Origin of the sequence: Sphingobacterium sp. HSC-15S19 (assembly GCF_050433745.1) — a bacterium.
Classification (GTDB): domain Bacteria; phylum Bacteroidota; class Bacteroidia; order Sphingobacteriales; family Sphingobacteriaceae; genus Sphingobacterium; species Sphingobacterium siyangense.
The window spans coordinates 45,983-71,838 of the sequence record NZ_JBNPWQ010000027.1 but is presented as its reverse complement, the minus strand read 5'-3'; the positions used below and the strand labels follow the sequence as shown (position 1 = coordinate 71,838).

The window sequence follows — 25,856 nt, the reverse complement described above, 5'->3', positions numbered from 1 at the left end:
TCGATTAGAAGTTTACATTTAAGCCAAACATATACGAACGTGCCGTCGGATAGGAGGCCATCCAGGTGTTGTCGTAATTGAGGACCTCTCTGATATTAGAAATCGTATTCAGATTGTTGACGCTGGCGTTTATATCAATACCATTTACACCTACCTTTTTAGCAATTTTGTGTGGCAATTTATAACCAAAGGTGATGTTCTTCACCTGTACGTAGCTCACCTTTTTATAGTACCCGTGCCCCAATGGATTGAGATAGCCGGGTGAAACGATCGTCGCATTGGGATTCTCCGGTGTCCAATAATTAGCATCGTGGACGTAGTTGGTAATCCCGAAAGTCCAGGCCCCTAGATTGGCCATGTGATCATCGCGCCATACATCAAAAACCCCGGTTACCAACGCAGATGCATAAAAATTTTTGTAAGAAAACCGATTGGCTAAAGATGCTGTATAGCGTGGATTTTTAGATCCGATGACCACCCTGTCACTCGCTTCTATCTTGCCGTTACCGTCGCGGTCGTACAGCTTGGCAGCTCCGGGTGCTGCCCCATCCACAGTAATGGTTTCTCCATTTTGCCATACACCGATCATTTTATAATCGTAGAATACTCGTAATGGCTTACCAATAAACCAGTTGTTGGCAATATCATCGATACCGTCCCCCCTCAACTCGACAATTTTGTCTCGGTTTAAGGAAAACACAGCGGTCGTATTCCATTGAAAATTTTCCCCTTTCACGTTCGTCGAGTTTAAGGTGACTTCAATACCTTTATTTTGGGTGGCGCCGATATTGTCCCAAATGCGATTATACCCGTTCATGATAGGTACGGTGCGGGTCATCAGTAAATCTTTCGTTTTAGAAAGATAGGCATCGATAGTTCCTCCCAATCTGTTATTAAATAACTGAAAGTCCAGCCCCAGGTTGGTCGAATAGGTGGTTTCCCATTTCAGATTAGGGTTGCCCACACCATCACCGGCCAAATAGGCTGTCGTAACGGCAGTACCATCATCGCCCCAGATATATTTTACATTGGAGTATAAGCGGTCTAAAGTGCGGTATGGTGTAATCGCCTGGTTACCGTTGGCACCATAAGAAAGGCGGATTTTCAGCATGTCCAGCCATTTGGCGTTATCTTTCAGAAAACGTTCTTCTCCGATTTGCCATGCCGCCGCCGCGACAGGGAAAAATGCATATTTATTGTTAATACCAAATACAGAGGCTCCATCTGTACGTCCTGTCAGGGTCAATAGATACTTGCCTTTGTAGGCATAATTTATCCGGCCCATGTATGACAGCATCGCAGATTCCGATAAGGAAGCGCTGTTGGAAACAAGACGGCTGGCCGAACCGATCATAAAGTATTCGGTATCATCGGTTACAAAACCTGCACCGCTCTGGGCTGTTGACCAGCTTTTCGTTTTTTGCATACTGAATAAACCCGTCACATCAAAACGATGATCGCCGATCTGCCGCTCGTATTTGAGCAGGTTCTCCCAGGTATAATCGTTATAGTTGGAATTGTTAATGGAAGCACTACCTCCGGCCTGCGTACCCTGATCCCTACCTTCAAAGGTATTGCGCCCGTAATAGGTTCCGGTAAATCCGTTCCGATAATTATAACCAAAATTTGATCGTAAGGAAAGACCCTCCACCGGCAGCAAAATATTGGCATAGCCAGAAAGAAAGAAGTTGTTATTATACCTATCCTGAATCGCATTGACGTTGCGCATCGGATTGACGATCAATGAATACTCCATGGGTTCGGGCACATACTTCCCCGATTCGTCTTTATAGCTCCCATAAGGACTTTGTTTTATGGCATGTTCCAAATTTGGCGTAATACCACCGTCGCTTTTCCGGGTATATTGCAGGCCAACACCAGTGGTTAACCATTTATTAAAAGTCTGATCCACATTTGTGGTAATATTTAAACGGGACAACTTAGAATTGTATACCACGCCTTCTTGATCCAAAGCTGCAAGGGCAGCCATATATTTTGTATTCTCTGTTCCACCGGAAATGCTCAGCTGATGATCCATGGTCATGGCTTTTCGAAAGACGTAATCCTGCCAATTGTTAGTAATGCCTTTCGCATAATTACCGCGCTCTGTTACGCTAATAATATCCCCGGCGATAGGATCTAAAAGCGCTCCAGTATAGCCTTGCCTAATTCGGGCAATATCTTGTTGAAAGCGGATATATTCATTTGGCCCCATAACATTGATGCGTTGCATAGGCTCGGCCATGCCGATCAAACCTTTATAGTTTACCTGAGCTCTACCCAGCGCCCCCCTTTTGGTTTGTATCAGAATAACCCCATTGGCCGCACGCGAACCGTAGATAGCCGAAGCCGAGGCATCTTTTAAGATCGAAAGGTTTTCGACGTTGTTGGGATCGATATCTGCCAGGGATCCGCTGTAGGGAATACCATCTAAAATAATCAATGGACTATTGTTGGCCGATATCGAATTTTCACCCCGTATCAACAGGGTCTGTGATGCTCCCGGCGCAGCTTCTCCGGTCGTAATGGAAAAACCGGCCACCTGCCCCACCAAGCGATCCATCAGGTTTGAGGTAGATACCATGCTGAGCTGCTCTTTTCCAACCACGGCCAAACCTCCTGTTAAATCTTTCTTCTTGGCTGTACCATACCCTACGACCACAACCTGATCCAGGACATTATTTCCTGACATCTTCACATTGATGATTCCTGATGGATTGACCTTTAATTCCTGGTTATTAAAACCAATGTAGGTAAAAAGTAGCGTAGCCGTGCGTGGCGCCAGAATGGTATAACGGCCATTTGCATCTGTCTGAACACCGGTTTTCGCTCCTTTAATCATGACCGAAACACCCTTAAGTCCTTCTCCTGCATCATTGGTGACCTGACCTTTGACATTTATTTGATCTGTTGCTTGCGAATAAGCATAATTAGCCGCCACCACCGATAGGGTAGCACTCATTATCCAGCTCCTGAGCCAGAAATGTATTTTTTGTATCATTGATTTATAATGGTTAGTTTAAAATTTACTTGCGTCCTTTACTTTCCCTTTCTCGTAAAGAATATGAGTTTAAAATAGGTCTGCTTCAATAGGCTTGGATTTTTAATTTAAATTTTGTGATACATACTATCTCATTGCTGCAAATGCATGCGCAATGCAGACGGCAAGACTTCGTTTTCGTCCTTATTGACGAAACCTAAAATTCCGTTGCGCGTTGCTATTGATTTTTGTAGAGTTCGGATTACCCTGCGTGAGCCTAATCACGTGGTCGGGAAGAATTTTCATACACATATTTTGCTTTTTTAAAATTGGTTAAGACAAAACTATAATCATCACCAATTCGTAGGGTTCGTTTTTGTACGAAAATGGTTTGATTTTGTACAAAAGGCAAAAACATGTGTTTTTCGCTGTAAAATGGGGGTTAGAAGCGCTTTATTATTCTTTTTTTATACACATTAGATGATCTAGGATAACCGTATCGCTTGGTTGCACATCGATAGCTTCACCCCGACCTTTATAAATGATATCGCGGAAACTGGCCTGCGAGATACCTTTGGCTTTTATCGGTTGATGACTGATTAAATTTCGTACAAATAAGCCCTGGACATGCTCGCCATACTCGACCACCAAACCTTGTTGTGCTAGCGGACTGATGACCATATTCTCGATAAAAACATGACTTATACGAAGTTTACCCACAGGCATAATCCGTATGGATCGGTGTGAAATTGAATAGAAGTCCTGCCAGTTCTGGAGATAAATAGTTGAAATGTTGTCAATTTCGCCCCTATAAATCGAACCACTTACCACATTTACATTTTCTTCACCTGCTCCCACTCCGGTATCTGTCAACCCTATATTAATAAAGTCGTCACCGCTTTTACCTTTGCAATTCGCAATAATAATATTTTTACAGCCAAAACGTATGCCCATGCCGTCTTGGTTCAAAATCTGTTTATCTGCTCCATCAACAGTTACTGCCTGCCTCACATTAAAAGTAATATCGCTTACCTTACCGTTTGTACAGCGTTCCAATACCAGTCCATGCCCATGATAATCCTTTAATGTAATGCCGCTAACCTCAAATACATCGGTGTGCGCCAATATAATGGCGTGGTTCCGCCATCCACCTTTTTGGTTCTCTCCGGGCTTACCTGCATCCGTACCATAAGATTGTCCAAATCCGCTGGGATTTAAGGACAAGATTTTATTGTGGTCACCGGTAGCTCTGGGATGATCAGCTCCTTCTAAAAGAACATTTCCTTTTCCAATAATCCGGATATTCTTTGCGGGTGCTATATCTTTAATTGCCAGCCCTGCATTTGCCGAACGGATAAAATTATCCCGGCATTTATCCGATAGTTTAATGGTACAGTTATTCAATTCAAGTTCAAAATCGCCCGGAAGCAAAATGGCCTGATCGATGAGCCAGACACTTTTTTTCGTTACCGCATCGTATTTAGGGATCACTACTTTCCCAGTCGACTTTTTTGCTTCATTTATGGCTTTTTGTATACGTTCTGACTGGGAACCACTCTTGTATTTATTGGGGCTGATGTAAGTTTCATCTACTTTTTGGGCGGCGGCCGTTGCCAGATACATTACGTTGCACAAGCAAATGCAACATGTAAGCAGAAGCGTTTTTCTAAAAATTGTCATTTTCATGATCGTTAGGATTTCAAAAATATAGAATGGCCTTTCACCCATCTGAAAGGGGCGTCGGTCAACTATTGGCTGTATTTTTATTTCTTTCCACTGGAAACCTTTTTCTTAAACTCCGAAGGGCTCAGTTCAAACTGTTTTTTAAAACAGACGCTAAAGTATTTGGCATTGTTAAACCCGGTTTGGTAAGCAACCTCCGCTATCGTCAAATCCGATTTTTCTAATAGATAAGCACTTCTTTTCAGTCGCATATTCAAAATAAATTCTTTGATGGACATTCCCACAATATCATGTATTTTTTGATAAAGAATGGTTCTGCCTACGTTCATATCAGCCACAAAATCTTCTACGGAATAACTGGCATTGTCAATATTTTCTTCAATGACCTGAATAGCCTTAATCAGCAGTTCCTCGTCCATGGAGGTAACGGTTACATTGGAGGGATCTACCTGAACGTGTTTGCTGTATTTTTCTTTTAGTTCCCGCTGATTTCTTAGAATGGTTTCCGTCTGTTGCAACAGATAGTCGACATGAAACGGTTTATCAATAAACACATTGGCGCCATATTCCAATGCTTTTATTTTATGCTGGTTGTCATCTCCCGTACCCGAAATCATAATAATAGGAATATGGCTCGTCTTAAAATTTTGCCTAAGGCTACGGCATACTTCCAAGCCATTGCGATTTGGCATGATCAGATCGGTAATAATAAGTTGCGGATAAATTTTTTCGGCTTTAATTAAGCCTTCTTCGCCGTCACTTGCTGTATATACATTATATTTTTCGGCCAGACGCTGCTCCAGATAAACACGCAGCTGTTGGTCATCTTCAATGAGCAGGATATTATCTGTCTTTTTTATAGGGATCGATCCTGTTTCTGGGGCTGCAGTATCCTGCGTAATAATATCGTCGATTTCAGAAACGGTGTAATCATACACATTAGGCTGCATGTCGCCTGCCCCGGCCTGTTTCCTTAACGGTAGTAAAATGGTAAATGAAATTTTATCGGTCTTATTGACCATCCATATTTTACCCTCCAGCACATCTACCAGTTCTTTCACAATGGCAAGTCCAAGTCCTGAACTTTCTTCAAAAGTTGGCCGATGAGAAGATAAGCGGTTGAAAGAAGTGTAAAGCATCGCGATCTGTTCTTCAGAAAAACAATCACCGGTATTTATAACTTCAATGGAGATGTATTCGACTTCCTTCGGATCTAACGAAGGAAACCGTTCTTTTTCTTCTGCTGTTGCACTATAGATACGTACGCCCACATACCCATTATCTGGTGTATATTTTAGGGCATTGGAGAACAGATTAGTCAATATTTTTTCGATAACATCGTAATCAAAGGCAACATATAAATTGTCCTTGTACGAGGAAATATTGGTTTCAACACCTTTTTTATTGGCATAGAGCTCAAATAAGCTAAATAGATCCCTTACAAAATTGATAAAATCACCAACCTGCGGATTGAGCGTAATTTTTTGGCTTTCTATTTCGCGAAAGCGCAGCAATTGGCTAATCATCCGCTGTATTCTGGATACATTTTTCTCTATTAAATCCATGTATACCAAAGCGGTATCATTGGCCACAATAGTGTCTTTGAGTTGTTTAAGCGGCTGTAAAACCAAGGTTAGCGGTGTTTTTAAATCGTGTGAGATATTGGTAAAGAAGTCGGTACGCGCCTGGTTCAGCTCTTGCATATTCTGTTCTTTTAAACGCTCGAGTGCTAATCGCTCTTTAAACACTCTTTTATTGCTGTAATATCTCATTATGAAAAAGAGCAGAGCAAAAACAAGTGCGGCATAGCAGCAATATGCCCACCAGGACAAGAAAAATGGTGGATCGACATGGATATATAATCGTGATATTTGATCGCCCCATAGCCCATCATTGTTGGAAGCCTTGATTTCAAAGATATAATCTCCGCCCGGAAGGTTGAGAAACTGTACAGATTTCTGGTTGGCATGACTGATTTGCCAGTCTTCACCTAGCCCCAGCATCCGGTAAGCGAACTGGTTCTTCTCTGCGGATAGATAACTATTTGCCGAAAACTTAATTTCTACATTGGACTGGTTACTGGAGAGCCTTATCTTGTCTTCTTTTTGATTGGAAAGACTGCCAATGTCTTTCGTTAAAACTGATGAGCCATCCGCTGGTTTCACGAGTTTATTGTTGACCAGAAATCCTGTAAAAAAAACTTTGGGTTTTTGCAGATTTTTATTGAGGTACGCCGGATCGAAAAGTAGAAATCCATTGGTACCACCAAACAGCATTTCACCCCTAGAAGTTTTGTAAGCGGCATGAATATAAAATGAACCAATGTTATTTTCCTGATAAAATCTGGCTTTCTCAAATTTACTGTATTTCCAATTGAAACAAAAAAGACCATCACTGGTACTTAACCAGATATTTTTCGTGGCAACATCTTCTAATATGCCAAATACCATTTTCGCCGGGAATCCGTTACTTACACTATAGTTGACATATGTCCCATCTCTTTTGAGTACATTTACGCCTTTACCCAATGTCCCCAACCATACTTCGCCATTTGAAGTCACTGTATAACTACACAGGTAATTTGCTGAATAGGAAGCATCTTTGAGCGCGTAGTGTTTCAATACCTTTAACGTATGGGGATTTACAACAAAAAATCCTTGATGGCTAATTAAACAGAGCTGATCTTGGTTATTCACATATAATGCTTCGACTTCGAGTTTCATTTTTTTGCCCTGCGCATCAAGGACGCTTACCATCTCTATAGGATCTAGCGGCTTCTTTCGATATAAAAATAATTTATCGGGATCTGTCATCCACCAAGTGCCTTCCTTATCGTTTACAAAATCATAAACGGTGAGTGGTTGCTGGCTCTCCGGAGAGCGGAAATTGAAACTGCTGAAATGCTGACTGTCCACATCATAACTGCCAATACCGCCGTTATAGGCTGAAATCAACAGTTTTTTACTCGTTCGGTCAAATTTCAGGCGTTTAATCATATGGGGACTCGACGAACTACCCTGCGATTTTTCTGGAGGGTTAAACTGATCCTTTTTTCTATTCCAGTAATTCAGGCTCCCCCCCTCGGTACCGATCCATATATTTCCCAGATGATCTTCCTGAAAACTACTGACTATGGGGTGATTGAGTCCCCCTGGGCTGGGCTTGAAGTAACGTACTCGGGAATCGTAAAGCGAGCAATAAGCTATTTTACCACCGTAAGTACCTATCCAGGCCCCTTGGTCCGGATCCGGATAAATTGTCCATATCGAGTTATTCGGTAATGAATAAGCATCGTTCAAGTTCATTTGCAAGGTGCTGCTGCTTTCATTGGATGGATCATAAAGATACAATCCAGCTTGCGTAGCCACCCAGATCACCCCGGTTTGGTCCAAATATAATTTTTTGGTTAACACGGCTGAATTTCCCATTATACTTACTGGGATCTTCTGTTTTAAGGTACCTGTTAAATCAGTTACATGGATTCCCCCTCGTTGTGTTAAAAAGTAATATTCCCCCCCGTATGCGACCGCATCGTTCACCTGATTTGTCGTACTACCAAAATCCGCAAACTGGACTAGGCGTTTTTTCGTCATTTCAACTTGATACACGACAGCGCCTTGGCTTAGAAACACCTGATCTTTAGCACTCAATATATTTTGGAAAGACTTGTTTTTGGGCAATAAAAAGCTTTCTGTCTGTTTATTTTGCGGATTATAGCGTAGTATGCTATTGTCTGACAGCATGTAAACCTGACCATCGCTATGTACACAAAGCGAACGGATCATTCCGGGAACCACGACATGAAAAGAAAACCGTTCGTAATCGAATTTTAATAAGCCTTGCCCAGAAGCTAGAAACAGATTTCCCTTTTTATCCCGAATTAAAGAACCATAACCCCATTTTTGCGTTGGTTTGATCGCAGAGACGATATCATTTAACTGATAAAAACTATTGCCATCGTACATGAAGAGCGCATCGGGCCCCGTGTACCAAATACGCCCTAAACTGTCTTTTGCGATACTTTGTATACCGCCATAGTAGGAAGTTTCGGGCATCAGATGAAACCTATACCTCGAAAGATCGATACCGAGAACACATTGCCCCCAAAAAACGACGAAACAAATTATCAGACTGTATTTATTCATTTACCGATGCTACTAAAACTGTTTAAATTTCAATCCAAGATTTACGTGGGCCAGTTACAATCAAAATATCCTGCTACTAATTGTTGATCAGTGGTTCTATAAACTTCGATTATCATACTATTAGGCAATGAGCTTCGTCGAAATTCTGGCCTTAGCGCTTTTTCAGCTGTTCAGATCCATGCGAAGCCAACAGTACCAATTTACTTAAAAACAGGCGTTGGGGACAAACTTATCTTCTTTTGCTGATTATTTTTGAGTTCGAAGATTACAAGTTCATTTTTTCCTGGTATTAAATCCTCCGAAGGAATTAATATCGACTGCTGTTTTTCTTCCTCCCAGTAAGATCCCAAATATTTTTGATTTAACCAGACCTCGCCCATTCCCCATCCTGTCATATTAAGATACTTGTTTCCGGACAGATTGTGTTCGAACTGACCTTTGTAAAAACCTGGGCTGTCATTAGCTGCTGATCTTTGTTCAAAAACCAAATCCTTCAGTGGATAATTACGCACCGTTAAGGGGATCATTTTCCAGTCTTGAAGGTCGTTTCCGTCTAAAGTAATGGTGCCAAATAGCCCTTTTGAATTATCTGTAATTTCTGGTCCGTAAGTGATCCGACCAATATTCTCGACATAAAATTGAAGCAAGTGTTTGCCTGGATTTGCTTTGATGGCTAGTTTTTTACTCTTATCTGTCAGGCTACCCTGTACCTTACCATCGACATAGACCACGGCATAATCGCGTACGTTTTCCAATTCCAGCTCTTCGCTTTCCGCATCAGTGTTTATCTCGGTCTGATAAAGTACATAGCCCGATTCGATGTCCAAATCATTAAAGGATAATACATTTTCCGCCTCGATAGCCTTATTATAAACCTGGTTTACAGACGCTTTCTCTTCCAACCTAATTTCCTGTGCCATGAGGGGCTGACCAAAAAAAACAGTCATCATAGATAATATCATTGTTCTTACCATTGTGTAAATCTTTCTTATTTCTCTAAAAATGATTGAATAAAAGTTTCGTCCACAGCCACTTGCGGCGAGAATTTCTCACTTTTTACATAATTATCGATACTGTACAACAATTGTTGGGTAGCGGGACGGTTATCCATATCATTTTTGGTATCCAATGCCAGTACCAGCAATTTCCCGCCGTGCAGTTTGGCTTCAAAACCAATACCCAATTTCTGGTTGTTGTCGTAGCTGTCGATGACCTGTATAAAGGGACGCAGTTGTTGTGGTGCATGTTGCATTTCAATTACTTTTGCATGGTTCAGGATATCCCACCACTGCCAATCGCTATGGTATGAAGTAAGAAAATCATTAAACATGGCCTGCTTATGATGAACCAGGTTGCCGATGGTCATCGGTGCCCATGCAAACATAATGGGGTTCCAAAAATGATTGTGAAACAGTGACTTTCGACCTTTCACCTGGTCTGGAGAAGGATAAAGAACCACGGTTTTACCCTGTACCAACTGCCTTTTTGCAGCATCATCGTAGACATCGGTGTACAATACATTAGCTGTAGACTGCATCAGATGTTGATGCTTTGGATATACCCAAATGTCCCAGCTATTCTTAATGCTATCGTTTACCGCAAGATGAACCGTAACTTTTTGGGTGCTGATATTTTTTAGGGAAATCTCAAATTCACCTACCGGCGATACATTTTCGTTGGCAATGGTTTGCCTTTTCAGCGTTCCCTTTTTCAATACGCTGCCAGCGGTATCGGTCAACCACCATTTAATTTTCGCATTTTCAAGTGCAGAATTGCTAAAGTTATATACCTCGGCTTTACCCCGAAATGTTTCTGTGTTGAAAAAACTGCTTTTATCGTAGCGCAGTAGAGCGACCGTTGGCGCACAAAACTCGCTGAATTTTTCTGCTGTTACCAATCCTTTCGAATCCCAGAAAGGATCGAAGATCCCCACGGGCGCATACCCTTGTCCCGGAAAGTCATTCATCGACAAAAGCTGAAAACCGGCCGATTTACCTGATCGCAACAGGGCTTCGATCACGGCTTTGTACTCCAGCACGGTCAACGCACCAGATGCTCTGAAGAAATCCTTTGCTTGGTCCAACATGCCATTTTTTTGTAATAGATCGCTAAATACTTCAAAATTGCGGGCCTCTACGGGACTGTTGGCATATTTCTTTATTTCATCAAAATTTGGATAAATACAACGTTGCCCTGACTCGTGTGAAATGACGGGCACATCGACATCAGATTCCAAATTCTTGTCCCAATCGGTACCGGGCAGACCTTCGTACACCTTCACCGGCCCTTTATTGGTTTGCTGGGAAACGTAATATTGATCTGATTTAACCCGTGTTCTTGCCGTAGAACCGCTGTAAAGATGGCGGGGATCAGCTTTTCTGCCTTCGGCAGTCAGCTCCTCGATAAAGTCGAAATTCCCGGTAATTTCATTTCCGTTGCAGTACAGAACAAAAGAAGGATGGTTGCCATATTCTTTTAAAATAGCTTTAATTTCCCTACGGAAGAAGTTATATCTGGACTCGTCGGGTTCGGCATCTTTGCCCCACATAGGCATTTCCACTTCAAAATATATTCCATGTTTGTCTGCCATGCGAAAGGCCGCCGCCGGCGGGCACCATGAATGGAATCGTAAATGGTTCATGCCATACGTCTTCATCAGCACCATGATTCGTTCCCAAGAGGCATCGTCGAGCGGAGCATGGCCTGTTTTTGGAAACACTGCATTTTCTACATTGCCTCTTAAATGGATGGGACGATTATTGAGCAGTACATGGTTTTTTCCTTGTTTTACTTCACGCATACCAAAGGTGGTAGCCTTTTCATGCCGATAGCTGTTTTTGCCGTCAGAGGTATTCAGTTGACAATTTATACGATAGAGGTTTGGGTTAAACTCATCCCACAATTTGATATGCTTACCTAATGGAATAGTGGTCTCTACGAAGGTCACCGAATCGGTACTTACCAATGCAACTTCATCCTTAAGGCTGTAATTTGTTCCCTCGATGACGAAAGACACTTTGCCCTTTACCTGTTTTTTGGTCGCATTATTTACCCGTAATTTTACTTTTATGGACTGATCGGCTATATTTGGATATACCTGAAGATCTTCCAGATAAACTGGGTCTATGGCCAGCAGCTTTATTTCTCCTAGAATACCGTTCCAGTTAATCTGTGTAAATTCAGTATGCGCATGGTTCCATTTGTGTGTGTTATACTGAAACCGGTTATCGATACAAATGGTCATGCGATGCTTTTTTCCGGGCTTTACAAATGAGCTCAGATCGTGGTTGTGGGGTACACTTACATAATCGATACTGCTGACTTCCTTGGTATCTATAAAAACTGAACTCAACCAGTGGGTACGCTCAAAGTATAGGAATATTTTTTTCCCTTTCCATTCGGCAGGGATTTCAATATCACGTTGGTACCATGCCGGTCCCATGTATTCGTATTTTCGGGTCAAACGGTCGATATATTTATAGGGATTTTTATATCCTATCTGATAATCATCGGTAATACCGGGAAGCTTAATAGTTTCTTGCAAAAGATGATTATAGCGGGGGGACAGCGAGCCTCTACGGAAATCCATCACGTCCGTCTGGAACCTCCAAGTTCCTGATAAATCGATAGCATCTTGAGCCTTTAACAAGACTGCCTGCAGGAAAAGCCCCATTAGGCACATCATTTTAAAGTATTTATAGATACTTGTCCTGTATTCATCCATTTTGTGTTTCGATAGTTTAGGTGCTTTCATTCTTTTCAGTATATTATTTTTTGTAGGCATCGAAAAAATAGTGTCACTGTGGTACTCCTCTTTAAGCTCGGTTTCGTAATTGAAGTCTTATTTATTATCATAATAATGTTTCATCAGAAACCAGGCTTTCTTTCGGTAGCCTTGGTCTGAGATCAATCCTTTGCGGTTCCAGCCATCTTGGTTGGTCGGATGAAAACGGAACGGCGAACGGAAATCAAATAGCAGCCAAGGTGAAGTTCCGCGCAGGTTTGGAATATGCTTAAACATTTCGAGGTTGTTTTTGTACAAAGTCGCTTGGTAATCTTCACTCCATGAACTGACGACATCCTTTTCGCCCGTTTTGCCATACAGCGCCTCGCCTCCAAATTCAGAAATAATTAAAGGCTGGCCTTTTGCCACATCCCATACTGCTTTATCAGGAGAAACTGGCCAGGAGTGGTACCAGCCTAAATATTTGTTAACAGCTACGACGTCCAATTCTTTCGTAAAAGGATCATCCATAACAAAGGTTTCCTTCTCCTTATTGAAACGAACAAGATCAAAAGCAGCGGTTATAAGCCTGGTCGTGTCAATGGCTCTGCATGTAGCAATCAAATGCCTGATAAAAGCATTTCTAGGCTCGGATGGTTGGGTTTCATTGGCTACTCCCCAAAAAGCTAGTGCGCAACGATTTTTGTCTCGAGCAACCATTTCCCGCATCATTTTACCGGCTTTCTCTTTGGTCGATTCATTTTCAAAATCGATGCCTTGCCAAATGGGAATTTCTTCCCACAACAAGAAACCCATTTTTTCGGCCATTCTCACGATATATTCATTTTGTGGATAATGCGCCAAACGAATCATATTACAGCCCAAAGCTTTCGCTTCTGAAAGCAGCATCACTGCATCTGCCTGTGAAAAAGCACGACCTTTGCGCTGAGGTATTTCCTCATGAAATGAAATGGACTTGAGAAAAATAGCTTCGCCATTCAGGAAGATATCTTCCCCTTTTACCCAAATATTGCGAAAACCTATTTCCTCTTCTATTTGATCGTCGCGCGTTGAAATCTTCACGTTATACAGTTTGGGTGCAGTAGGCGACCAACGTATGATTTTTCTCGATAGGAATGAAGTTTTTACTTCCCCCTGAGCATCTGTTTTAAGCGTTTGTTTTAGTTGTAGTTCCGGTATTTCGATAGTTACCGAGGAATTGGCCATCGTTTCCGAAAGTTTGACCTTCGCATTGATTTTATCGGCTTTGGTTTTGTCCAATTGCACAAAATAATCATCGATAAAAACTTTTGGCGTGCTTACCAAAAAGACATCTCGGGTAATACCGCCATAGTTCCACCAATCAAAGGCCATTGCCGGAATGGCATCAACCTGCCGGCTATTATTTACCTCAACTGCCAAAAAATTATCGTTTTCTTTAGCTGCATCTGTTATTTCAATCTGAAAGGGGGTAAAACCACCTTCATGTTGTGCAATCTCTTGTCCATTGAGATATATGCGACAACGGTAACTTACCGCAGCGAAATACAAGAACAACCTTTCGTTATTTTCTTTCACTACATCGAACTTACGGCCATACCAGATGGTACCTTCGTAATATTTAAGTTCAGGCATTTGACTGTTCCAATCTGAAGGTACATTTAAACGGAGACCATTCTCGAAAGCGTATTCATAAAAATCAGTCTTGCTTTCGGCTTTTTTATTCAGATAGATTTGGTTTTTTCTTCCCTGGTCGTATAAGTCTACAATAGCGTCCCACTTTCCATTTAAGGATTGAGCTCGCCTACCATACACATTGGCCATATTTTGCTGTGCAACAAGGTTGGAGGTTATCAGGCTAAAAAAAAGGGACAATATCAAAGATAGATTGATCAGCTTTATCATAATAGGTGTTAGTTGTTAATAAAATTTTCTATTTTACCTGCAATGCCGAAAGCTTTATCCAACCCTGAGCCGTCAAATCTCCATCAAGGGCAAGTTGAATAGCCGGCTTATTTTCCTTGGTCGTATCAACAATGGCGACTGCCCAGTTATATATCCCTGCAGGTAGATCTACTTTTGCATTTATTTTATAACTCGCAGCAGCACCTTTCAACCAAGCAGACGGTTCACTCTGACGATCTACAAAAATCTTTTTAACATTCCCTTTGGCATCTAACAGGGCAAAAGCAACTTTATATTTGTAATTCCATTGTGGAATATTATTAGGTAAATAGCCCCAGCCCATATTCTGCCAACGATGGGAGATTTGCGCTATCTTTCCCGACTTGATATCTTGAGGGAGGTTGATTTGGTCTGGATATACACGGTACCCCCCTTCTGTAATAAACCGTTGAACCAAATCAAAGGACTTAAACCAGGATTCAGTTTCTCCCCCCGCTCTAAAGTCCATCATATTGACATGGGCTTCGGCCGACAGGTCGAACTCACCTGTCCTCACATCCTCGTCATGACCTTCTCTATATTTTCCACTGGGGTCTGTCCAATAACGGTGCTTACCTGGGGCAATAATCCAGCCTCCTTCCATAATGATAGGACGCTTAAAATTCCATTTCTTGGCAAAATCCTTTTCCCAATTCTGGTAATAGCCAGTCATGCCAAAAGCATCTTGGCGAAGGCTATACCCCTTATCAATAGCTTTATCCAATAAGCGTTCACTATTCGGGTTGACTGCGCCCCAACTTTCGGGATGACCGACCAGACGATGGTAGTTGATAACCAAAGGAACTTTTGTAAATGTGTTAGCATATAAGCTGGTCACCCAGTCCAGGGTTTCTTCCTTTATTTTTTCAGTACTTTCGGGTGTTGCCATTTTGGGGTCTTCATAGACAACATAATGTGCTTCGCCCCATTTCCCCAAGCCATAGGCATCAATAAAAGAGGTCTTTTCAGGATCATTAAATTCCTTGGCCAAAGCTGTGATAAATTTGGTATAGTATTTTCTAAATACCGCATCCTGAGGATAAGGTGTTTGCCTATCGGGATGATTTTCATTTTCCAAATAATATTTGGCTCCGAGGTCGAACACAAATTTGGGTGTATTTTGACCTTGGTCGCGACCATCTACCACAATACGGAGCGCTATGGGCAACCCTCTCGTTTGTGCGCCTTTAAGGAGCTTTCCTATTTTAGAGTTTGGATCATCCCAGGCATAAACACCGTCACTGGGATTCAGCGAAGACCAGCTCGTGCGTACATAACATGCCGAAGCATAATCAATGACCTTTACCTTTTTACCCAATGCTGGCACAAAATATTCGATATCCCAATACGTATCATCGGCATTACGGGGAGCATACATTACCCAACCATTTAAAGGATTGCGCAAGACTGAATGACCATCGTATTTTGGCTTTAATAAAATATACCCGGTGTTGCCCGAACCGCTTTTCCCTTTATTTTTTTGAGAAAAACCAAGCAATCCAGAAGTGCACAATAAAAGCGTTAAAAAAAAATTTATTATCCAATTTGAGAATAGCTGTTTGTTTATCATTTCGTTTTTGAACATATTTTCAAGTCTATTGGTTATTTTATTCCTGTTGTGCCAGCGACTTCTATAGTTTATCATTTAGTGTGCTGATTCAACAAAACTGATTTATTGGGATACGGTACAAAATTAGCCACGACAGGCTACCGCTATGGTATTGATTTGTTCAGAAATGGTTCGTTTTTGTACAAAAATTAGGATTTAATCCGCTATGAAGGACGATGTGAATAAAATCATTTACTTATGGAGACTAAGTGATAAAGAAACAGCTCTTCTTCTTGGATTTTATACCGTTTATAACTATTAGGGAGGTTTCTTATCAGATTTATAGCAGTCTATTTAATGTAAAAAGCCCGATTGTTCTCGGGCTTTTTAGGTTCATGTTCCATACGATCCTCTTCATTCGAAAGAAATGAAAAATTCTATCACATCTGGCGTATGCCAAATTTTCAGAAGTATTACTTCAACTTCTGTAAGCGTTCTTTCGCTGCAGGCACGATATCATCGTTTTTGTCATAATTGTCAATCACACTTTTCAAGGTACTCTTCGCCTGGAAAGCATTGCCTTTGCGCGCATAGGCATCAGCAAGTACCAGGAAGCTCTTGGCAACCCAGTATTCTTGCGCTTCCCTATTGTTAATCACATCAAAGGCTGTTTCCAGCGCCTTATCATATTCCTTGTTATCGTACTGCAAAAGCGCTACGCGATACCGTGCTTCTGCGCCGATAGCCGATTGACTCTTCAGCGCAGCCAGGTTGAATTCTTTCATGGCAGACGCTACATTTTTTTCTTTCAACAAAGCTTTTCCACTGTACAAATGCGCTTTCGCTATTTCCTCCTCGGTTGCCCCGTTGTAATTTTTGACCAGACTCACATACTTAGCCATTTGCTCCATATCGCCGAGTTCGAAGTAACACACCATCAGGTTCGTTACCGCATAGCCATAGTTCTTTTTATATTCTTCGTTGAGCTCCAATTTTTTGAGGTGCACAATGGCTTCATTGTATTCTTTAAGATCCAGATATAGCGCAGCAACCGTCAGCAAGGTATTCTCTGAATATTTGCTCGTCCAGTCGTTCAATATGATATTTAGATCGTGTAATGCTTCCTGCGGATGCCCGGTGCGGTACGAACTCACCCCACGGATATAACGGGCGAATTTTTCTTGTCTGGGTTTTGGAAATTTATCAAAATAGGCGTTGATCGCTTCTACAGCCGCTCCATATTCTCCCCTGGCGAATAGCGACTGCGCCGCCTGGAAAGCCATGTTATCAAGCTCTGCGGGACTCAGATTACTGACATTGGTACCGACAGCGTAACGAATATAGCTCGAAGCATCCCCTTGATCGAGGTAGATGTTTTCAATGAAACGCATCGCCTGCTCCGCCTCGGCAGTTCGGGTGTATTTCTCCACCACCTTCTGGAAAGTCGCTTTCGCCGCTTCGGGCTCATCATTGTTGTACTGCACGAGTCCTATGGTCATTAAGGCGCGGGGAATATAACTACTGCGAGGGTACTTTTCGACCATTGCCTGTAACCCTTCGATCGCACGGCTATAATCACCCATCGTGAAATAAGTATAGGGAATTTCAAAGGCCGCATCATCTGCATAGTTCGAAGATGGAAATTGTTTCAACACCGACCGCAGCGTACTGAGCTTGGTTTCATTGTCGCCTTGCAGACCAAATAAAACACCGCGCTGGAATAAGGCATAATCCTGATTGGGCGCTTTGCTGTTGATCAGCTGATCGTAGTATTTGTTGGCACGGCTGTAGTCGCGCAGACACAGGTAGGAATCGCCCAGACGTGCAATGACATCATAGCGTATATTTTGATCCACCGCATTTCCTCCAGCAGTCAGAAAGCGTTCAAAATAATTGGCTGCCAACTCAAAACGGTTGTTTCGGTAGGCCGCATAGGCCAGCCCATAATTTGCATAATTATACAGGTCGCTATTCCGAGCGACGGGCAGGCTTAGAAATTGGGAGAAGTTTTCTACGGCTTCACCAAATTTGCGCACTTCATACATGGCCTCTGCTTTCCAATAGGTCGCAAGAGCGGCCATTTCAGCATTGACCGGAAACTTTTCAGATCGCATAAACATGGATATGCTATTTTCGAAAGCACGCTCGTTATAAAACTCCAGTCCGCGGTAGTAGGTGACCTTTTGATAGATCGCATTGACTTCCCGACCGCGCTCTTTTAGCGATTCCAGCATACTAACACCGGCATGGAAGTTGGTGGTCCCACGTAGGATTTCAGCGGATAGTGTTTCGGCACTTTCCTTTCTTTTTGAACCCGGATCGACAGGTTTCACTTCCTGCTCGATATATTTCTCGAGGACTTTTTGTGCCGCTTGGGTGGAGTCCATTGCAAACAAGATTTTAGCATAGTTAAATAGCGCATCGGCTTTCACTTGCTGGTCTAAATCCAGTTTTGTCGCTTTGACAAAAGCATTTCGTGCGGCTTGCTTATCGCCAGTCTCCAGAGCGATATGGCCCAATGTCATGATCGCCCCCTGATAAAAGGCATCCGAAGGTTTTATGGCCTCCAGCATACCGCTTGCTCTTTTATATTCTCCCGCCCCGTAAGCCAGATAGCTGATGCGATAATTATCGATATTACTTTGCGAAGCGTCTGGGTGCCGTTTCATCAATTCGTGATAATAGGCCTGTTTATATTTTTGCTGCGCTAAATAGGTAGCTGTGGCAATTTGACGCAGCTCCGTCTCAATAGCATCGCGGTTGATATGCGTCATATCCGGACTTCGGCGCACCTTGACCGCATCGGCCAGCATAGGCCGGTAGTCGCGTACGACATCAATGGAATCCATGGTTTGAACCTCTCCGCCGCCACCTTGCACACTATGTTGCTGTTGCTGTTGCTGTTGTTTCTCTTTCTTTTCTTTCTGTTGTTTCCCCACTTCCTGCGCATAACCTGTAACCAGCAAAGCCGAAAGCGTCCCAGTAAACAGGTATTTCAGGTAATTGTGACCGATTCTTTCTTTCAATATCATTGTTCGTCCGTATTTCTGAATTGTTCCAAACGTTCCTTTGCCGAGGAGACATAGGGTTATCCCTAACTAGTGTATTCAAAACTAAAGAATTTCAAGCACATTCGGTAATTTACACCTCATAGTTGCTTCGTTTCAACGATTTAGAACAAAACACGCTATTCCATTGCTCTATCGGCAACTGAATTTATACAATAATGGAGCCAAGAAGAAAAAATAAAAGAGTGGTTCTTACTGATAGGAATGGACTGACTTGGATACCTGCCAACTGCCATTCTCATAAACTAAAGTCACTAGGTCAGTCATGCTAAAGCTGTCAAATTTCAATACAATTTTTGCAATCATATAATCTGTGGATTTTTCGACAATCTTGATATGCGTTTTACAGTTCAGAATTTCTCCCTGCTGTTTTTTTAAAGATTTAATCAAAGCCTGGCGTCCGTAGTAGGTCTGTATATTGGAAGCCTGAATCCTTTGGCTGAAATCTTCCGCAAATAATTGCTCTAAACCCACAGATTCTCCAGCCGTCGTTACAGCAACATAATGCTGCAAAGCGAAGTCTGCTGTGGAAAGATTAATGCTAATTTTTTCTGGTTTTGATGCTGGCTTTTCAGCTGCCATGGCAACTGACGATAAGCAGATTAAAGCTGCTGCCGTGAATGTTTTTACGAATGCTTTCATACTATCTTTTTGTTCTATTGTGTTAGTCTATATACCCTTACTTGTTGATCCAAAACTAAAGTTCAATATATCTCTGGCCTATGGACTTTAGACCAACGGTATTTGAATATCGGTGAATGGCGGAAATGTAAAGGTGAATATAACAACCATCTTAGCTGCTGCATGCCAAATACTATACCAGTGGCTACAATAAAAACATTTGTGCCTCTCAGCACATTTAAAGGCATTTTCGAGATTCTTTACGAAAAAGAAAATGTGCGCATACGAACAGTTTCAAAATAGATTGTTCGCATACGCACACCGCATAAAAAGCCTAGCAAAAGATTACTGTCTGCTGACCAAGTTAATTTATTTCGCTTTCTTTATCGGTGTATCGACTGATATTGCAAAAAAATCGTCAGGAAGTTCCCTTGCTTCTATCTTTTGAGCTACCGATTCCATTTTGAATTGCTCATTATCGACCACAATTTTCAATGGAACAGACTTGGCTTTTGATAAATAGTAGTTCCAGTTTCCATAACTATGCATCTGATACTTCGTAAAATCAACAGGGTACTTTGATGTGTAGAAATAGGTTGTCTGCCCACCTTGCGTCTTTAAAATCAAGGCATCACAATCTTCCCCCAATATTTTCTCTTTATTCTTAACGAGCTCATAACTTATAACTGCATCTGATTTCACATCGGCATCAAACCAATAAAGTGTGTCGGATCGGCTCGTCTTATTGTAAAGTCTATTGGTTTCACCAATATATAACTGCATTGTTATACCGACACCATTTGTGCACGATTTATAATTCCCCGATTTAATAAAATATTCTTGCTTATCACCTAGAAGAATCTTCATTTGTTCACTAGTGACGCTTGAATTCTTACTTTGAAAGCTATTTTGATAAATAATTTCGCCTTCAAATGCTTCTTGAGCATAGCCTTTCAATGTGACGGATAGCAATAATAAAAATAACAATAATCTATTTGTGTTCATTTGATATTAACAAGCTTTTTATGCTATAACTATTAAAGTGGGAACTTCAACCGAGTGTCTAAACTAAATTGAATCACTTTTTGAATATAATACAGGTTAATGCCGCAAACTTAAGAATATTCGTCGTATTTCATTGATTTCACTCAATTAACTGATACACCACTATTGGTCAAGATTTAGTTAAAAAAGAGAATTTTTAATGAAATTGCTATGCTTATTCCTTGCTGATTCTTTGCCGGTTCTTTGGTGTTTCTTTGGTGTTTCTTTGCTCTTTGTTCGGGTCTTCTTTGGGATTGGCTTGGGCTTCGTCTGCTATTTCTTTGGTGTTTCTTCGGTGTTTCTTCGGTGTTTCATTGGTGTTTCATTGGTAAAAAAGCAAAGAAACAGCAAAGGGATACGTATCTATAAGATAACTTGGTTCCTGCCATAAGTGAGCATTTGTCCCGAAAGAAGCAAATGATGATTAGCAAATTCACGTATAACGATGCTGAATGTTAGCCCACGTTTCGTAAGTTAGAGTTAGAAAAACGAACTGTCCGCAATAAAATAAAAAAAGCCACATCTCCTGATGTGGCCCTACAACTTATATATTGAATTAAAATGACTCCTATTTATACGAATTGATCGATTTGGACACTTTCCAGTCATTTCCTTCACGGACAAAAGTCACTAGATCGGTCTTGGTGAAATCCTCAAATTTCAAGGTAACCCTGGCCACCATATAAGCTGCTGATTCTTCAAGAACGTCTGTATTCACTGTACAGTTTAGCTTCTCGCCTTTTTGTTTTTTCAAGGACTTAACCACTTCACTACGGCTATTTGACTTCAGGTTTGCCGTTTGGACCTTTTGATTAAAATCCTCAGCAAACAATTGTTCTACACCAGCCGATTCACCTTCAGTCATTACAGCAACATAGTGCTCTAAAGCAAAGTCTGCTGTTGATAGGTTAACGTTTGTTTTTGCTGATTTTGATCCGGGACCTTCAGCTGCCATAGCACATGTTGAAATTGCGATTAAGGCTGCTGCTGCGATTGTTTTTACTAGCGTTTTCATAATATCTTTATTTTATCGTGTAAGTTTTTTCTATTCTTATTTGTTGATTCAAAATTACTGCTCTAGATACTTCTTGCTCACAGACTTTAGATCAACAACGGGTAAAACTCGGTGAATGACTGAAATGAAAAGGTGAACTTCAAAATGCATAAAGAACATAAGATCAATTTTATTAGCTTCGTGCCAAATACTATACCAGTTGTCCTGTGCGTTCAATAACGGCTTCTATAGCCTTTTAAAGCATATTCCATATCTTTTTCAGAAAAAGTCGCTGTACGGAAGCGAACAGTTTATAGCGATATTGTTCAAATGCGTACACCCTATTAAATGCGGGCTAAAAGATGAATTATACTTCCTGAATTACGCTCATTTAATTAAAACTGAAAACCAGGATTCAACAATTGTGAACAAAAGATTTTAAAGGAGGTTCTGTTGCGCATCTACTGAAATTTATTTATTTTTAATAGATTATTTTGATTTTGAATCTTATACGATCAATTCAATTTTCAGCCATAGTAAGATATGCTACCAAGTAAATAGCTTTAGCTTCATTTCTTAGAACCATAATATTGATCTATCAACCAAATGTATAAATCTGTCAGCGCCACAAAATACACGCAACTCCTTTTATGGGTGTTTATTTTTTCCTGTCTCACTTCGTTTATAAGCAACGCTAATGCTCAAGAAACAAAATACACAAGCTTTTTATGGGAGATTACCGGAAAGGGGCTAACTAAACCTTCTTACCTGTTAGGCTCTGTACATTTAAAAGACCGGCGTCTGATCAATAGCAATGATTCTATATTTGTGGCTATTGCTAATACAGATGCACTGGCTTTGGAAGTACACCCCGATACGCTGTATAAACAGATATGGGATTTTCGATACAGCAAAAAATCAACACTTAAAAAGATAGCGCTTACCGAAGTACAAAAAAAAGAGTTTGTAAAACGCTATCAAAAGGAGTATGGTGTGATGCCGGATTCCCAGCAAATGGCTTCTCCGCTTATTGTTAAATATCTCATGAATCCCAGCAACGATAAACCGGACGATATTACCGCCGTACTGGATGCTTATCTCTATGGCCTAGCCAAATCGCAACGAAAATATATTGTTGGCCTCGAGCCAATAGAAAATCAACTGGATGTTGATGGTAGTAACGAATTGGTTCATCTCGCGAACAAAAGTGATAGTACAAAATACTATAAGTATCTGGAGGATATGATGCAACTGTATAGCTCTGGAGACCTGGCTGGTGTTTGGAACGCGATTTCACCCCATATTGATCTTGAAGAAATGCAAAGAAGGAATAACACGATGCTAAAAAATATAATTTTGCAGCTCGATAAAGGTACGCTCTGCGCGGTCGTGGGGGCCGCTCATCTTGCAGGTGACCTAGGACTCATCCACCTTTTACAAAATGAAGGCTATAAGCTCCGCCCCGTTAAGACAAAAAAAACAGATCTGGCTTCTAAATATAAAATAGACTTCAGTACGATGGAATGGATGCCCCAAAAGGACTCTATCTTTGGATATACTGTCCAATTACCAAAAAGTTATATCTACAGGATAAATACATTGGGTGCAACAAACATCATCTATGGTGATCTGAGCACAGAAACAGAACTGATGGTGTCGGCTCAATTTGTTGGTGATCTGAATGGACTTACTGCGAAAGAAATTTTAAAACAAGAATACGAAAGAAAAACTGCCAAAAGCAAGTTCCCTATTGTATCTCAGCAATTTCTTGAAAAAGATGGTGCCCAAGGTATGCAGTTGATCACCGCAAATAATGGCATGGAGGTTAAATGGGAATTCTGGCTAAAGAACAATACATTATATAGCTTATCGGCCTTTACCAGCAAAAGTCCATTAGACAGGTATTTGTCGGACCGCTTTTTCAATGGCTTCACAATCCTTCCTCTCGACCGCCCTGCTGAAATAGATGAATCTGTCAATGACATTGGTGCTTTTGCAATAAAAATGCCGACGCAAATTCAATACCTTTACCAGACAGGTTCAGAGCAGCTTGGAGATAAACAGCTCCAATATGGCATACATAATTATTTTTCAATGGATAGGGATCGAAAAATAAATTATATGGTTCAGTATCACGATTATCCGATTGGCTATATCATGACTGACAGATCCTTGATGCTGAAAACGCTCAAAAACAGCCTTAAAAAAAATCCAGCGCTTACCGTTACCTCTGTTGAGCCAAGGGAGAAGGAGAATATAACGGGCATGGCAATAAAAGCCCAATTGAACAAATCAAACCTATTCGCAGAAACATGGGTCCGCGGGAACCGAATTTATCAGGTACTTCAGGAAAACCTAGATAAGAATAATAAAGAAATGGATAGCGCTTTTTTTAATTCCTTCCGTATGGTTCCTTTTAAGGAAGCCGACTGGAAAGATTTCACCGTAAACAGTATGAAGCTAAAACTTCCTGCTACATCGTTGATAAAGATAAAAAATGAGGATGTAGCTGAGCAACTTGATAGCGAATCTCATATTTATGCCGCAGCCGACAGCAATTCAAGCACATCCTTTCTCTTGGAAATCACTAAACTGCCTAAATATTATCGGCTGGAAAAAACCGACAGTTTATATGCCGAAATACAGGCTACTGCAAAAAAGAAATCTGAGAAAATGGTCCATTACGACACACTACGATCCGACAATATAACCGCTGCAATCTACACAAGTAGCGATTCATTAACAGCTAACTATCATAAAAAAGCGATCTGGATCAGAGGCAATATATCCTATGGATTTGATGCTATCGGCACACAAGAAACAGTTGAAAAAATAGATATAAACAGGATTATCAAATCCGTCCGTTATACAGGTACTACAGCGAACTTTGACGTATATAGCTCAAAAGCAGCAACTCTTTTTGAAGATATCTATAGCGCTGATTCTCTCGTTAGCCAAAACGCAAAAAACACATTAGAGCTCAGTTACAAATTTGATAAAAATGACCTAGCACTAATTTATAAAACATTGGTCCGAAAACAGGTCGATGACGAGCAGAACAGTGGGCTTCGAAGAAACCTGATCTATAGTTTGGTAAAGAATCATGATGAACGGAGCATACCTCTTTTAAAAAATATACTTAAGGATCCGACAACACCAGACCTGATCAAAATCGCAATCTTCCCGACCATCTATGAAATAGATTCAACACAGCTTGAATGGTATCTCCAGGCATTAAATCATCATCGACCCGATGTTGATTACCAAGTATGGCAATTACTACAGCCTTTACGCACTTCCCATAAATACGTAGCTGAGAATTTAGAACAGGTCATTCCATTATTTGCTATCGATAATTACAGACCTACACTATTAAATATTTGTTTAGAAATCGCTAAGGACAGCACTATGCGCAATAGCCGTGAAATGGTAAAGGTTTATCTGCCGAATGTAATGAAATATCTAGCCAAAGACCTGTCCAAATTTACTTCCGAACAGGAATCAGAGGATAGTTTCGATCCTTATTGGATAAGCGATTATGTGAAAATACTGGGTTTATATGATCAAAAAGATTCACTACTAAAATATCAACATCAGTTGCTCGCTAATACACAAATAGGTTATCTGCGAGCCTCCACCGCAACTGAATTTTTGGTTCTCGGTCTGCCATTGAATCAAAAATTAATGGATAGCATCAATGTTAATATATCGCAAAGAGGAGTATTGATGAGGGGGCTTAAAGAGAAAAAACGCGAAGATTTGATAGCCCCCAGGTATAAGGAGCAAATTGAAATTGGAAAAATTGTTGTAAACGATTACATGGAATCCGAATGGGATATGCAGTCGCAACAAATTGATTATCTGGGACAATTGACCGAGAATAATAAAAAGTATTTAGTTTATGCATTTAAAACTGAGAACGATGAGCAAAGTTATCTCTCAATTTATTTACCAGATGACCAAATTAAAGAATGGTCTTATACTTATGAAAACTGTTATTCAGATCTTGAGCCCTTTATCGGAGACTGGAAAGAACAAGCTCTCAAATTGATCCAACAAATGCGTATTGAAGATTAAAACAATAAGCTGATAGCGAAAAAATGT

12 protein-coding genes are annotated in these 25,856 nt (G+C 40.9%); 1 reads left to right on the top strand and 11 read right to left on the bottom strand.

Annotated elements, in window-relative coordinates; all coding sequences use genetic code 11:
- Positions 1 to 4 precede the first annotated feature (4 nt).
- The 11 genes from L1283_RS20180 to L1283_RS20130 form a co-directional block, all read right to left on the bottom strand.
- Positions 5 to 3,001: a SusC/RagA family TonB-linked outer membrane protein gene (locus tag L1283_RS20180; RefSeq protein ID WP_145327739.1), complete on the bottom strand. Its 2,997-nt coding sequence runs from the start codon at positions 2,999 to 3,001 to the stop codon at positions 5 to 7.
- Between the two features lie 435 nt (positions 3,002 to 3,436).
- Positions 3,437 to 4,603: a glycosyl hydrolase family 28 protein gene (locus L1283_RS20175; RefSeq protein ID WP_286735840.1), complete on the bottom strand. Its 1,167-nt coding sequence runs from the start codon at positions 4,601 to 4,603 to the stop codon at positions 3,437 to 3,439.
- Positions 4,604 to 4,743: 140 nt separating this feature from the next.
- Positions 4,744 to 8,808: a hybrid sensor histidine kinase/response regulator transcription factor gene (locus L1283_RS20170; RefSeq protein WP_286848125.1), complete on the bottom strand. Its 4,065-nt coding sequence runs from the start codon at positions 8,806 to 8,808 to the stop codon at positions 4,744 to 4,746.
- 200 nt (positions 8,809 to 9,008) lie between these two features.
- Complete coding sequence (locus tag L1283_RS20165; protein ID WP_286735842.1) at positions 9,009 to 9,758, bottom strand: hypothetical protein; 750 nt, start codon at positions 9,756 to 9,758, stop codon at positions 9,009 to 9,011.
- 38 nt (positions 9,759 to 9,796) lie between these two features.
- Positions 9,797 to 12,562, bottom strand: coding sequence for a sugar-binding domain-containing protein (locus L1283_RS20160; RefSeq protein WP_286848126.1), 2,766 nt, complete (start codon positions 12,560 to 12,562; stop codon positions 9,797 to 9,799).
- An 87-nt stretch (positions 12,563 to 12,649) separates the two neighbouring features.
- Positions 12,650 to 14,437 (bottom strand): glycoside hydrolase family 2 protein, encoded by a 1,788-nt coding sequence (locus tag L1283_RS20155; RefSeq protein ID WP_286848127.1) that lies wholly within the window; start codon positions 14,435 to 14,437, stop codon positions 12,650 to 12,652.
- A gap of 28 nt (positions 14,438 to 14,465) precedes the next feature.
- Positions 14,466 to 16,046, bottom strand: coding sequence for a DUF4832 domain-containing protein (locus tag L1283_RS20150; RefSeq protein WP_429626387.1), 1,581 nt, complete (start codon positions 16,044 to 16,046; stop codon positions 14,466 to 14,468).
- 452 nt (positions 16,047 to 16,498) lie between these two features.
- Entirely contained in the window at positions 16,499 to 19,057 is a 2,559-nt protein-coding gene (locus tag L1283_RS20145; protein ID WP_286848129.1) for a tetratricopeptide repeat protein, read from the bottom strand.
- Positions 19,058 to 19,285: 228 nt separating this feature from the next.
- Positions 19,286 to 19,735, bottom strand: coding sequence for a nuclear transport factor 2 family protein (locus L1283_RS20140; protein WP_286848130.1), 450 nt, complete (start codon positions 19,733 to 19,735; stop codon positions 19,286 to 19,288).
- A gap of 348 nt (positions 19,736 to 20,083) precedes the next feature.
- Positions 20,084 to 20,719 (bottom strand): hypothetical protein, encoded by a 636-nt coding sequence (locus L1283_RS20135; protein ID WP_286848131.1) that lies wholly within the window; start codon positions 20,717 to 20,719, stop codon positions 20,084 to 20,086.
- 607 nt (positions 20,720 to 21,326) lie between these two features.
- On the bottom strand, positions 21,327 to 21,773 hold the full coding sequence (locus tag L1283_RS20130) for a nuclear transport factor 2 family protein (protein WP_286848132.1): 447 nt from the start codon (positions 21,771 to 21,773) through the stop codon (positions 21,327 to 21,329).
- A 585-nt stretch (positions 21,774 to 22,358) separates the two neighbouring features.
- Here L1283_RS20130 and L1283_RS20125 point away from each other — a divergent pair.
- Positions 22,359 to 25,829, top strand: a complete 3,471-nt coding sequence (locus L1283_RS20125; RefSeq protein WP_286848133.1) for a TraB/GumN family protein — start codon at positions 22,359 to 22,361, stop codon at positions 25,827 to 25,829.
- Positions 25,830 to 25,856 lie beyond the last annotated feature (27 nt).

Excerpts from the sequence above, each read along its gene's own strand:
- L1283_RS20155 (WP_286848127.1), bottom strand. The coding sequence starts at position 14,437 with ATGATAAAGCTGATCAATCTATCTTTGATATTGTCCCTTTTTTTTAGC.
- L1283_RS20160 (WP_286848126.1), bottom strand. The coding sequence starts at position 12,562 with ATGAAAGCACCTAAACTATCGAAACACAAAATGGATGAATACAGGACA.
- L1283_RS20150 (WP_429626387.1), bottom strand. The coding sequence starts at position 16,046 with ATGATAAACAAACAGCTATTCTCAAATTGGATAATAAATTTTTTTTTA.
- L1283_RS20145 (WP_286848129.1), bottom strand. The coding sequence starts at position 19,057 with ATGATATTGAAAGAAAGAATCGGTCACAATTACCTGAAATACCTGTTT.
- L1283_RS20165 (WP_286735842.1), bottom strand. The coding sequence starts at position 9,758 with ATGATGACTGTTTTTTTTGGTCAGCCCCTCATGGCACAGGAAATTAGG.
- L1283_RS20140 (WP_286848130.1), bottom strand. The coding sequence starts at position 19,735 with ATGAAAGCATTCGTAAAAACATTCACGGCAGCAGCTTTAATCTGCTTA.
- L1283_RS20180 (WP_145327739.1), bottom strand. The coding sequence starts at position 3,001 with ATGATACAAAAAATACATTTCTGGCTCAGGAGCTGGATAATGAGTGCT.
- L1283_RS20135 (WP_286848131.1), bottom strand. The coding sequence starts at position 20,719 with ATGAACACAAATAGATTATTGTTATTTTTATTATTGCTATCCGTCACA.
- L1283_RS20125 (WP_286848133.1), top strand. The coding sequence starts at position 22,359 with ATGTATAAATCTGTCAGCGCCACAAAATACACGCAACTCCTTTTATGG.
- L1283_RS20170 (WP_286848125.1), bottom strand. The coding sequence starts at position 8,808 with ATGAATAAATACAGTCTGATAATTTGTTTCGTCGTTTTTTGGGGGCAA.
- L1283_RS20130 (WP_286848132.1), bottom strand. The coding sequence starts at position 21,773 with ATGAAAACGCTAGTAAAAACAATCGCAGCAGCAGCCTTAATCGCAATT.
- L1283_RS20175 (WP_286735840.1), bottom strand. The coding sequence starts at position 4,603 with ATGTATCTGGCAACGGCCGCCGCCCAAAAAGTAGATGAAACTTACATC.